Origin of the sequence: Parasphingorhabdus sp. (assembly GCF_041748495.1) — a bacterium.
GTDB lineage: Bacteria > Pseudomonadota > Alphaproteobacteria > Sphingomonadales > Sphingomonadaceae > Parasphingorhabdus.
In genome coordinates this window covers 1-11,911 of record NZ_JBGTDD010000072.1, presented here as the reverse complement: position 1 = coordinate 11,911, position 11,911 = coordinate 1, and the positions used below count along the sequence as shown (strand labels likewise).

Annotated in this window: 14 protein-coding genes; 6 read left to right on the top strand and 8 right to left on the bottom strand. The window is 54.7% G+C overall.

Going from position 1 to position 11,911, the window contains the following annotated elements; translation table 11 throughout:
* From ACEW8J_RS05990 to ACEW8J_RS05975, 4 genes are all read left to right on the top strand, one after another.
* On the top strand, window positions 1–519 hold a 519-nt coding region (locus tag ACEW8J_RS05990), incomplete at its 5' end, for a glycoside hydrolase family 108 protein (RefSeq protein WP_373490736.1).
* 158 nt (window positions 520–677) lie between these two features.
* Window positions 678–1,091, top strand: a complete 414-nt coding sequence (locus ACEW8J_RS05985; protein WP_373490735.1) for a holin family protein — start codon at window positions 678–680, stop codon at window positions 1,089–1,091.
* A 23-nt stretch (window positions 1,092–1,114) separates the two neighbouring features.
* Entirely contained in the window at window positions 1,115–1,504 is a 390-nt protein-coding gene (locus ACEW8J_RS05980) for a hypothetical protein (protein ID WP_373490734.1), read from the top strand.
* 18 nt (window positions 1,505–1,522) lie between these two features.
* Window positions 1,523–2,149, top strand: coding sequence for a hypothetical protein (locus ACEW8J_RS05975; protein WP_373490733.1), 627 nt, complete (start codon window positions 1,523–1,525; stop codon window positions 2,147–2,149).
* Here the strand turns inward: ACEW8J_RS05975 and ACEW8J_RS05970 are convergent.
* The 8 genes from ACEW8J_RS05970 to cysD form a co-directional block, all read right to left on the bottom strand.
* Complete coding sequence (locus ACEW8J_RS05970; protein WP_373490732.1) at window positions 2,146–2,988, bottom strand: class II aldolase/adducin family protein; 843 nt, start codon at window positions 2,986–2,988, stop codon at window positions 2,146–2,148. The genes ACEW8J_RS05975 and ACEW8J_RS05970 overlap by 4 nt on opposite strands.
* A 116-nt stretch (window positions 2,989–3,104) precedes the next feature.
* Window positions 3,105–3,731 carry a RadC family protein gene (locus tag ACEW8J_RS05965; RefSeq protein ID WP_373490731.1) on the bottom strand — a complete coding sequence of 209 codons (627 nt, stop codon included), beginning with the start codon at window positions 3,729–3,731 and terminating at the stop codon, window positions 3,105–3,107.
* Complete coding sequence (locus tag ACEW8J_RS05960) at window positions 3,674–4,114, bottom strand: hypothetical protein (RefSeq protein WP_373490730.1); 441 nt, start codon at window positions 4,112–4,114, stop codon at window positions 3,674–3,676. Before ACEW8J_RS05960 ends, ACEW8J_RS05965 begins: the two co-directional genes overlap by 58 nt.
* Before the next feature lie 46 nt (window positions 4,115–4,160).
* Complete coding sequence (locus ACEW8J_RS05955; protein ID WP_373490729.1) at window positions 4,161–4,499, bottom strand: hypothetical protein; 339 nt, start codon at window positions 4,497–4,499, stop codon at window positions 4,161–4,163.
* A gap of 63 nt (window positions 4,500–4,562) precedes the next feature.
* The gene (locus ACEW8J_RS05950) at window positions 4,563–5,078 is read right to left on the bottom strand and encodes a sigma factor-like helix-turn-helix DNA-binding protein (RefSeq protein ID WP_373490728.1); all 516 of its coding nucleotides are present in this window, start codon (window positions 5,076–5,078) and stop codon (window positions 4,563–4,565) included.
* Window positions 5,079–5,312: 234 nt separating this feature from the next.
* Window positions 5,313–6,047 (bottom strand): 3'(2'),5'-bisphosphate nucleotidase CysQ, encoded by a 735-nt coding sequence (locus ACEW8J_RS05945; protein ID WP_373490727.1) that lies wholly within the window; start codon window positions 6,045–6,047, stop codon window positions 5,313–5,315.
* Window positions 6,048–6,055: 8 nt separating this feature from the next.
* Window positions 6,056–7,981 (bottom strand): sulfate adenylyltransferase subunit CysN, encoded by a 1,926-nt coding sequence (gene cysN / locus ACEW8J_RS05940; protein ID WP_373490726.1) that lies wholly within the window; start codon window positions 7,979–7,981, stop codon window positions 6,056–6,058.
* Window positions 7,981–8,907 carry a sulfate adenylyltransferase subunit CysD gene (gene cysD / locus ACEW8J_RS05935; RefSeq protein ID WP_373490725.1) on the bottom strand — a complete coding sequence of 309 codons (927 nt, stop codon included), beginning with the start codon at window positions 8,905–8,907 and terminating at the stop codon, window positions 7,981–7,983. The genes cysN and cysD overlap by 1 nt, the downstream gene beginning before the upstream one ends.
* Window positions 8,908–8,977: 70 nt before the next feature.
* Between cysD and ACEW8J_RS05930 the strand changes: the two genes are divergently transcribed.
* Both ACEW8J_RS05930 and ACEW8J_RS05925 read left to right on the top strand, forming a co-directional pair.
* Window positions 8,978–10,078 (top strand): helix-turn-helix transcriptional regulator, encoded by a 1,101-nt coding sequence (locus tag ACEW8J_RS05930; protein WP_373490724.1) that lies wholly within the window; start codon window positions 8,978–8,980, stop codon window positions 10,076–10,078.
* A gap of 315 nt (window positions 10,079–10,393) precedes the next feature.
* A complete protein-coding gene (locus ACEW8J_RS05925; protein ID WP_373490723.1) occupies window positions 10,394–11,539 on the top strand; it encodes a tyrosine-type recombinase/integrase in 1,146 nt (381 codons plus the stop codon).
* Window positions 11,540–11,911 lie beyond the last annotated feature (372 nt).

Below are 11,911 nucleotides of genomic sequence, written 5' to 3'. Positions count from 1 at the left end.
GACGAACTGGTTGAACGCGAAGGGGGATTTGTCGATCACCCGGCCGATCGCGGCGGCGCGACTCGCTATGGCGTGACCGAGGCGGTGGCGCGGGCGCAGGGCTATGCCGGCGACATGCGCCATTTTCCGCGCGCCGAAGCGGCGGCGATCTACCGGCGCAATTACTGGCAGCGCCCTGCCTATGATCAGGTCGCCGGGCTGGCGCCGCTGATTGCCGCGGAACTGTTCGATACCGGGATCAATATGGGCACCGGCACCGCCAGCGGCTTTCTGCAGCGCGCGCTGAACGCGCTCAACCGCAACGGCCGGGATTATCAGGATCTGGCGGTCGATCGCCGGATCGGGGCGAGGACGCTGGCGGCGCTGGCCGCCTTCCTGCGCCGCCGCGGCAGCGACGGCGAACACGTGCTGCTGAAGGCAGTCGAGGCGCTGCAGGGCGCGCGCTATATCGAACTCGCCGAATCCCGTCCGGCCAATGAAGCCTTTGTCTATGGCTGGCTGGCCCAGCGGATCGGCTGAATCCGGTGCAGACGGAAATTTTTCATAACCCTGTAAAGTTTGTCAGGATCGCCGCCCATTCTTCAGACTCTTTCTGAACTGTCCCGCCCGCGAAACCCCTCATTGGCCCCAACTTTGACCAACTTTGAAATCCCCCAACCACAAAGGAACCTGCGAAAATGTCCATAATCTCAACCCTGATCGGCCCGATTTCCCATATTATCGACAAGGTCATCCCCGACCGCGATGCGCGGGACCGGGCCAAGCTGGAACTGCTCAAGCTGGAAGGCAGCCAGGAACTGGAGGAGGTCCGCGTGCAGATGGCGGCGATCCTGGCGGAGGCGCAATCGGCCGACCCCTGGACCAGCCGCGCCCGCCCCAGTTTCCTCTATGTCATGTATCTGCTGCTGCTCTGGTCGATCCCGATGGGCCTGATCGCCGCCTTCCGGCCCGAGGCCGCCCGTGACATTGCCAGCGGCATGAACGCCTATCTCGCCGGCATCCCCGAGCCGCTCTATGCGCTCTTCGGGACCGGCTATCTCGGCTATACGGTGGCCCGGCAATGGGGCAAGATTCGCGGCGTCGAACGCTAGACGGGAAGGAATCGCTGGATTCAATGGCGCAGAAATACCCTGCAATCTGCCAGATTAATGCAATATTTACGAAATGGGCTTGCCATGCCCCTGTCTTTCCAGATAAAGGAGCAGGTCTAGTTCATCCAAAGGGGATATATTACATGAAAACCGAAACCAACTTCCGTAAAATGCTTGCTGTAGCCGGCGGACTCGCACTTGCTGTTCCTGCTCTTTCTGCTTGTTCAGAACCAGCTGACGACGCAGCTGTTGTGGCTGACGATGCAGCTATGGCTGACGATTCGGCTGTTATGGCTGACGAAGCTGCTGAAGATGCGACCTGTGCCGCTGAAGAAGCGACTTGTGCTGCTGAAGAAGCCACAGACGCTGCAGGCGATGCCGCAGCTGCAGCAACTGAAGAAGTTACCGAGTAAGCCAAAGCTTATTCCGCATTGCAAAATGCACTGGAAAGGCTGTTTGCGCTTACCGGCCAAATAGCAAGAGAGGGCGTCTCGCTAGTACCCAGAGTGGTACCGGCAGACGCCCCTTTCGTTCAATATCAGCATTATCCCAAGGGGGATTGTGTCGCGCCCGGCACCAAGTCGCGCTGGTTCTACCATGCGCACAAGCCCGAAGAGCGCGAAGCCGGCGAACATGGCCATTTCCATATGTTCCTGCCGCTCGCCCTGTTTGACGGCGTCGAACCTTATTACCAGCCGCCGGCCAAACTGCCCAATGGCAAGAAAACCCAGGGCGTCGTCCATTTCGCCGCGCTCAGTTTCGGACTCGACGGCATGCCGATCAGCTGGTTCACGACCAATTATTGGGTTACCTACGAATATCTGATGCCGGCCGAGGCCATTGCCAAGCGGCTGCGCGCCTTCGACATGACCGGCGCACCCGGCGACCCGCTGGTCAACGACTGGCTGACCGCCGCCGTCCAGCAGTTCCACGATCCGATCATCGAGATGGCCCGCGAGCGGGATGCACTACTGACGGAAAAGAAGCAGGAACTGGGATCCGCCGTGTTCGAGAACAAGACAGTCGAGATCCTCTCCCGCCAGCCCTTCGATCTCTAGTGATCAAATCCCGGGTTGGTGCGCTGCAGCTTGCGCATCAGACCAGGCCAGATCAGATTGTCGCCAAATCCCTTCTGAAACGCCGCCGCCGCCTGCTGGTGCACGCGATGCCCCATATCCGCGCCCTCTTCATGCAGATGCTCCTCGCCGCCCACCGACTGCGCCAATATCTGCGTCTTGCAGGCATTCTCGAGGATATACATGCGCAGAAAGGCAATGGCGCAATTCTGCCCCACCGTCAGCGTCCCGTGGTTGCGCAGGATCAGCAGGCTCTTCTCGCCCAGATCATGGATCAACCGGTCGCGCTCGTCGAGATCCAGCGCGATGCCTTCATAATCGTGATAGGCAAGGTCATCATGGACCTGCATCGAAAATTGCGTGTAGCGTCTCAGCCCCGCCTTCTGGACCGACACGGCAATGCCATAAGGCGTGTGGACATGAATGACGCAGCCCGCATCCTCGCGGGCGCTGTGCACCGCACTGTGGATGGTGAAGCCGGCGGGATTGATGAAATAGGGCGTGTCCTGCTTGATATTGCCATCAAGGTCGATCTTCACCAGCGCCGATGCGGTCATTTCGTCGAACAAGACACCATAAGGGTTGATCAGGAACCGCTCCTCCCCGTCTTCATCCGGCAAGCGGGCAGAAATATGGGTGAAGACCAGGTCGGTCCAGGCATGCATCGCACAGAGCCGGTAGGTCGCGGCCAGTTCACAGCGGATCTGCCATTCTGCCTCCGAGACCTTGCCTTTCAGGCTCTCGATATGATGCGGATCGGGGATCGAAAATCCCGGCCCAACGCCCATAGCGGAGATATCGGTCTGTATCGCGGTTGCCATGTCCAGTTCCTTTGCTTGAAAATTCGTCGTCCAGGCAAATTGCCATGCATTGCCCGCGTTCGCAACCAAACTATCTTATGGGCACGGGATTTCCGCAACCTCTTCCAGCAACCGGATCACAATATCTTGAGCTTTCTGAAACTGGCCCAGCCTTCGCTCGTGATGATGATATGATCATGCACAGATATCCCCAGTTCCCGGCACAGCATCTGGATCGACCGGGTAAAGTCGCGATCTGACTGGCTCGGCGTCAGATTGCCGCCTGGATGATTGTGCACCAGAATGAGCCCACTCGCGTCGAGTTCCAGCGCACGCTTCAAAATATTCCGGGGCTGAACATAGAGCCGCTGCGGCGACCCTTCGCCAAATTCCTGATTGCTCAGCAAATGATGGGAGGCATCCAGAAATAATATGCGCATGGTCTCAGAGGTGCGACTGCCGATCTGGGCCTGCAGATATTTCACAAGCCTCTGGTCGGTGGCTGGAATGAGCTTGCGAGGCAATTCGTTCTTCAGCTTGGCTAGCATGAACCGTTCGGTTGCCTTGAGCAATTTCACCACCGCTTCATTGCCAGCGAGCACCCGTTGCAAAGCCGCCTCGGACTGGCCAAGTATCCGGCCGATCGAATCGAACTCTTCCAGCAGTTCCCGGGAAAGTCTCCCCGCCTGATCCGGTGCGACAATCTCTATGAGTTGCGCCAGGACCTGTCGATCCCCTTGGCTTTCAGCCTTTGCTGATGGCAATAGGTCCCTATCAACAACAACACCAACAAAGGATAGGAAGTAGCGATTTGCATGATCATATAGGCTTTGGGGTGAATCGTCATGTCGAGCAGTCTTGCCGAGTGGGCCACGAGCGAGATCGTCTGAAGCGATACTACGCATAACGGCCAGAACCGATTCGCACGCAGCGCAATCGCAAGAAAGCCGATCCACCCGGCCAAATCGATAACCAAATGCCCAGGATCCAGTGTGGCATATTCAAGCGGTGTGAAGATATGAACGGCTGGATCCAGCACCACCATGGCAATGACCACACCTGCAGCCCAACGCTCCGGTCCTCCTCCCCGATACAAGGCATAGATGCAGATTGCACCGAGGAAGAGTAAAAAAACGAAAGTCCGCATTGTCTAGATGGACCATTCCCGAGCATTCCCGTCAACCTTTGATCGTTCAGGCGGCAACGGAGTGAAATGTGCCTGAAACAACTGCTGCTTGAGCAGGAGGACATTGTTCATGAAGATCCATGCCAGCGAATTCCTGCCCAACCTTTTGCAGTTCACCATGCACGCGCAAGACATCGCTGCTCGCTTCAACCAGCGCCATTTGTGCCCTTGCCAGTCTGCGAACGGCAGTCTGGCCAGTAGCGGCTGGCACACCGGTGTCCAAGCGCGCTTGCACCAATGTAACCATCAAGCTGGACACCGAGATCAGGGCCTGATCAATGGAAGCCTCGGTAAGGGGTACATCGCGTTTGATCTGATCGGTCGCTATTCTGATTTGATAAGACATAGTTGTTCCTCCCCGCGAAACGCGGATTAATGCTGTTTCAAAAAATGAGAGCCTAGTCTGTATCTAGGCTGTCAACAGACTGGAAAGAGACTGGGAGACTGACAAGCCGATCAACACAATCGCCAAAATTCCGATAGTCAGAACGACTATGATGGCAATTCTTTGCGCGGTTCCCCAGCTACCGTCGGGCTCCTTCAGGATTTGCGGCCACACATTCAAATCATGCTCGGCATCGACATCATACGCGAATGACACCTCTTCGAGCATGGATGAATTTGAGCGCTCATCCTGACTTTCTTCTGAACCAAAATTGTCATCGAAGGGAACACCTACCGGATCATATAGTATCCGATCATAGGTCCCGGAAGCTCGGGCGTATATGAGCGCAGCCTCATCCCGAGTTGATGCCCCCAGGACTCGCCGGGCACTCACCAGACGTTGATCCACTGCCGGTTTGGAAATTTCAAGAATCCGGGCTATTTCCTTGGAGGACTTTCGCAGCACCACGAGATGCAAGCATTCTCGCTGCTTTGCAGTTAAATTTGCGACGCGGGATGATTCTAGGCTGATATCTTCCAAGGTCTGGTTCCAAAAAATCACAATGGTCTTACCGCAGCGGACCATAGAGCGCAACCGACTCAGCGGGCACGATTGGTGAAGGCTGGTCAATAAAAGCCTTCTATCTGAATTATACTGAACTCTTCAAACCCGTCATCGGCGGCAGTCCAATCTGGATGGAATATCTTCATCCGCAAACTCCGACTTCCGCTCTGATCCGGTCGCTGTTGCTAGTTCACTGCTTTCACTGTCCTGTTATCCGCGGCTTAGCGCGTCAAAAACAGCTTCGGTCCATTCCTTCCTGCAGATCAGCAAATCGGGCATATAAGTGTCCTCCTGATTATAGACCAGCGGCGAGCCATCGATACGGGAGCAGTGCAGGCCATAAGCGGATGCCACGGCTGCAGGCGCGCAGCTGTCCCATTCAAATTGGCCGCCGGAATGAAGATATATTTCCGCTTCCCCCTGCACCACAGCCATGGCCTTCGCGCCAGCAGAACCCATGGGTAGCAATTCGCCCCCCAGGCGCTCTGCTACGGACAACGCTTCAGCTGCCGGGCGGGTACGACTGACAACCAGTCGAGGCGGACCCTGACGGTCGGGAAGATCTGTGATCTTGTCACTGCGCAACACAAGGCCACCAGCCAGCCCGGGCAATGCGACGGCACCGATAGTCGCGACACCGTCGATCGCTAGGGCGACATGGACTGCCCAGTCCGTCCGACACTCGCCATATTCTCGCGTACCATCGACCGGGTCGATGATCCAGACGCGTGATTTAATCAAACGCTCTGCTGTGTCCTTGCTCTCTTCCGAAAGCAGGCCGTCTTCCGGACGCTGGTGGCGCAATGCATGGATCAGAAACTGGTTGGCGGTCTGGTCACCAGCGTTGCCGAGCGCCTTGCCGTCGATCATTCCACTGTCGCGGACCTCAAGCAGAATCCGCCCGGCTGTATGGGCGAGATGGGCAGCAAGATCAGCGTCGGTCATGGTATTACTCATTTCAGGGGCATGATTTGACGGACAATATATTCGGCCGCTTCTGCGGGTGTCATCTCCACCGTATTGACCCTGATTTCGGGACTTTCCGGAGATTCATAGGGGCTGTCGATGCCGGTGAAATTCTTCAATTTACCACTGCGCGCCTTCTTGTAGAGGCCTTTCACATCGCGCGCTTCGGCAACTTCCAGCGGCGTATCAACAAAAATCTCGATGAACTCTGCTTCAGGAAGCATCTCGCGCACCATGTTGCGTTCGGCCCGGAAGGGGCTGATAAAGGCGGTCAGCACTATCAATCCCGCATCGGTCATCAGTTTTGCGACCTCACCCACGCGCCGGATATTCTCGATACGGTCCGCCTCGGTAAAGCCCAGATCCTTGTTGAGGCCGTGTCGGACATTATCCCCGTCGAGCAAAAACGTATGGCGATTCATCAGATTGAGCTTTTTCTCCACCTCATTGGCGATCGTCGATTTGCCCGAGCCGGAAAGACCGGTAAACCACAGCACCCGCGGCGTCTGGTTCTTGAGCACGGCATGCTCTTCTCTTGATATCGTTGTGGGCTGCCAATGGACATTGTCTGCCCTACGCAAGCTGAAATGAAGCATGCCGGCAGCAACCGTCGCGTGCGTGATCTTGTCCACCAGAATGAACCCGCCAAGCTCTGTGCTTTCTGCATAGGCTTCGAAAACGATTGGCTTGTCGGTATGCACTTCAGCAACGCCAATTGCGTTCAGTTCCAATGCCTTGGCTGCCAAATGTTCCATCGTATTGACATTGATTTCATATTTAGGCTCGTGCACCGACGCGCTCACGGTTTGCGAGGCCAATTTAAGCCAATAACCACGACCGGGTTTAAGGGCTTCGTCGCTCATCCAGACAATCGTGGATTCGAACTGATCGGAAACTTCAGGTGGATCTCCGGCAGCCGCGATCACATCACCGCGTGAGCAATCGATCTCATCTTCAAGCGTGATCGTCACAGACTGGCCTGCCACTGCCTCCTCAAGCGTTCCGTCCAATGTTACGATGCTTTTTACCCGGCTGTTCTTGCCTGACGGCACGATGCGAACCGGGTCGCCCGGCTTGACGTTGCCGCCGGCAATGAGTCCGGAAAAACCACGAAAATCAAGATTGGGCCGATTGACCCATTGTACAGGCATGCGGAATGGCTTCTCCTGAGCAGCGGTCGCCGCAATCTCGATATTCTCAAGATGGGCGATCAGCGCAGGACCGCCATACCAGACCATATTGGCAGATGGCGCCTCGGTAATATTGTCGCCCTTGAAACCGGAAATCGGAATAGCGGTAAAGCTCTGTATACCGATTTCGGTGGCGAACTCTTGATATTCCCTTACGATGGTATCAAAGATTTCCTGACTGAAATCTACCAAATCCATCTTGTTCACCGCCAGGATCAAATTCTTGATGCCAAGCAGGTGCGCCAGATAGGAATGCCGCCTGGTCTGGACCAATATGCCCTTGCGTGCATCGACCAGAATGACGGCAGCGTCGGCAGTCGAGGCGCCGGTAACCATATTGCGCGTATATTGTTCGTGACCCGGCGTATCCGCAACGATAAATTTGCGCTTCTCTGTCGCGAAAAAGCGATAGGCCACGTCGATGGTAATACCCTGCTCCCGCTCGGCAGCAAGTCCATCGACAAGCAGAGCGAAATCTATCTCCTGGCCTTGTGTGCCGGACTTTTTACTGTCCGCTTCGAGCGCAGCCAGCTGATCTTCAAAAATCATCTTGCTGTCATATAGCAGTCGGCCAATCAATGTGCTCTTGCCATCATCGACGCTGCCACAGGTAATGAACCGGAGCAGTTCCTTGTTCTGATGCTGGGCAAGATAGGCGTCGATATCCTCGGCAATCAGCGCCTCGGTCTTGTAAATTGCTTCTTTTCCGGTCTGTTCGGCCATCAGAAATAGCCCTCCTGCTTTTTCTTCTCCATGCCAGCACCGCCTTCATCCTTGTCAATCACGCGGCCCTGACGTTCGCTGGTTGTCGTCAGCAGCATTTCCTGGATGACTTCCGAAAGAGTCGAAGCCGTGCTCTCCACAGCACCGGTTAGCGGGAAGCAGCCCAACGTACGAAATCGGACGGAGCGGGTAGCAATTTCCGGTTTGTAGCCCATCGTTTTTTCAAGCCGCCCCAGATCATCGGCCATGAACAGTCCGCCTTCATGAATGTAAGTCGGACGCGGCGCCGCAAAGTAGAGCGGCACGATCTCGATATTTTCTGCCATGATATATTGCCAGATATCAAGTTCGGTCCAGTTGCTGATCGGAAAGACCCGAATGCTCTCCCCTTTGGCCTTTTTGGCATTATAAAGATTCCACAATTCAGGTCGCTGGTTTTTAGGATCCCATCCATGACTTGCCGTGCGGAACGAGAATATACGTTCCTTGGCTCGACTTTTTTCTTCGTCCCGTCGTGCCCCGCCGAAAGCCACGTCAAAACCGTGCAAATCAAGCGCCTGCTTCAACCCTTCCGTTTTCCACATGTCTGTATGGAGGGGACCATGATCGAACGGATTGATTCCACGCTCTTTCGCTTCTGCATTGTGATGGACTATCAATTCCATCCCTGCATCTTGCGCTGCCTTTTCGCGCAACGCATACATGTCCCTGAATTTCCACGTCGTGTCTACATGGAGCAGAGGAAATGGCGGCGGCGACGGATAAAATGCTTTTTTGGCTAGATGAAGCAATACTGCACTGTCCTTGCCGACACTATACATCATCACCGGTTTCTGTGCCTCCGACATCACTTCGCGCATGATGTGGATCGCTTCGGCTTCGAGTCGTTCTAAGTGGGTTAAGATACGGGTCACTTGAGATTCCATTCTTGATCGGTTGCCCCCTCATAGGCTCTTTGAACTCGCATGTAGTTCCCAAATGGGATATAAAGGCAGAATGTCGATTATTCTAGGAGAAGAACTGGATCTGATTGCCGCGCTCCATCGTGGCACGCTTGGCGCGCCCCCATGGGAAGAATTTCTGGAGCAGTTGCGACGGAGAACCGCTGCAGATCATGCTGTGCTGTTCTTTCAGGGTGATCACGATTGGTTGCAAGCGATCCGCATACCCCCACTCCCTCACGATTCCGGCGATATTAACGGGCACCATCTGCAGAAATCCGGAATCCCCAACGCATTACCCGATACAATGATGCGGCTGAATCGGGTCTATTCCCTCGATGAGTTTTCGGAAGAGAATGATCCCCGACAAAGCCGCTTCAGGGCGTTTGTCGGGCAGGATGCTGATATCCGCTTTGCCCGCAGCATGCGTGTTGCCGAGCCCAATGGCGGACAAATCTGGCTTTCGCTTGGCCGCAAAAATAGCGACTTCTCTACCAGTGACGGAGCCCTGCTAGGTTCGCTTGCCAATCATCTTGCGATTGCCGCTGGCACCCATTCGGAGCTTGAGCGGCAAAGGCTGAAAGCGGGCATTTCGGCAGATGCGATCATGCGGCTCAATTTTGGCTGGTTCACCCTCGACGGGGCGGGACGGATCATTGATATGAGCGAACAGGCGGAGGCATTGGTGCACGAAGCGCAGACCTTGCGCAAGTCACCCGATGGTCGCCTGATCGCCGAGAGTGCTGATGCACAAGGCAGTCTCCGCAAGTTTCTGCAAATGCGGCAGGCCGGCGAGCGTGTCGTGCGGAGCGTTCATCTGTCTGATAATCCTTGGCTGGACATGCTGCTCACCAGTCCGCCAACGGATCTCCCAAGCGCCATGCAACCGCTAGCCATCGCCTTTGTGCATGGAGAGCGATCCAGCAGCATCGAGCGCAGTCAGCATTTGGCCAATCTCTTTGGTCTGACACTTCAGGAAGCGCGTCTCGCCTTGCATATCAGCCGCGGCGTCACGATAAAGGAAGCCGCCGCCCTGCTTGGCCTCACCCATGAAACCGCGCGCCTTTATTCTAAACGCATTTATGCAAAGACTGGGACGCGTGGCCAGGCCGACCTAGTTCGGCTGATCATGGCCAGCATTGTGGCATTGGCTTAAAAGTACGATAAGCCCATTTGATCGTCATGGCACTTTAGCGGATATATGGCGGCGCATCCGATCTTGGCCCGCGGCTTGAACTCAAAACTCTACCCGGATGTTTGCCGCACGAAATATCAGGGATAATGGTGCGCCCGACAGGATTCGAACCTGTGGCCCCCAGATTAGGAATTTGCTGTAGACAGTAAACATAGCTTTTCAGGTAAACTCACAAATCACTTTTATACATTTAATATCAAATGGATAAATTGAATTTAGGTGAACACTTCTTTTCACCCCTACCCACACAATCAAAGAGCCTATAGAGAGCCTAAGATGCCTACTCTCGCTCTCACTGATATTTCCATCCGTGCCCTGCCCGCCCCCACCAAGGGACAGACCACCTATTGGGACACCGGACAGTCAGGGTTTGGCGTTCGAGTATCGCAGGGCGGCACTAAAACTTTTGTGGTGGTGCACGGCGTCGAGCGGCGTCGCTTCACCCTCGGTCGCTATCCCACCATTTCGCTCAAACAGGCCCGAGACAAAGCGAAAGGTCTGCAAGCTGGCCTCACCCTCGGCTTGATAGAGAAACGACCATCTCCGCCGTATATGGAGGCGCTGGCGCTATACCTAGAAGCCAGCACCCTCAAGAATCGTCCCGGCACTGTGTCTGAATACCGGCGACTACTCACCTCTCACTTTGCTTTTGGCCGAAAGCGTTTATCTGAAATCACCCGTGCTGATATCCAGACAAAGTTAAACCGACTGAAAGACAAGCCATCAGAGCAACGACATGCCTTTGTCGCCTTGAAGGTATTTTTTAACTGGGCGGTGCGAGAAGAATATCTCCCCAGCAACCCCATTGCCTCGATGCAGCCACCATCAAAACAACAATCCCGTGACCGAGTATTGCAGCCAGATGAATTGGTGGAGATATTTGAGAAAGCCAGTACCTACCGATGGCCCTATGGTCCGATTGTGCAGTTGCTGATCCTGACCGGCCAGCGACGGGGTGAGGTCGGTAGCTTGCGGTGGTCGTGGATAGATCGAGAAAAACAGCTGATTACCTTTCCAGCCGACTTCACCAAGAACCGCCGATTGCATGTATTTCCCTATGGTGAGCAGGTGGCGGCTATCCTCGATAACTTGCCAGAACATGTTGGCAGTGACTTTATGTTTCCGGGCCGCAAGCCGGGAGCCAATCACTTCAACAGCTGGAGCAAAAGCAAGCGGGCATTTGACGATACCTTGGAAGGTGTTGAGCCGTATGTATTGCATGACCTTCGCCGGACATACAGTTCGACCCTGGCGCAGCTTGGTACGCCTATCCATGTCACTGAAAAATTACTCAATCACGTGTCCGGGGCAATCAGTGGCGTGGCGGCCATATACAATCGGCATAGCTATCTTGATGAGATGCGGGAAGCGGTAGAAAATTTTGAAACATATCTGAGGAATATAATTATCAAGCCGCTATAATCAGGGCATGACCGAATTTCTTATACAACTAAGCAATCGTCAGCTTGCCACCATAATATGGATAGTTATTGCCATTGCTCTGATGTGCCTGAAAAGCGAACTCCGTCAATCAATGAGCGGGCTTATCAAGGCAGCTTTTCACCCCAAGCTCGTTACTACATTTGGTTCATCTATTTTGTATGTCACAGGCAGCGTAGCATGCCTTAAAATCATTGGTCTTTGGTCGTTCGATTGTCCGTCGTCAGATAATTTGAGACTGATACCGGTTTAAAATAGGCGAGTATTTGGTTCCATCGGTTGGTTGATATTAGGCGGCGATCTTGCGGTATTGCAAGCGCCGATGTTCGATGGTTTTTCGTTTGATCCTTTCTC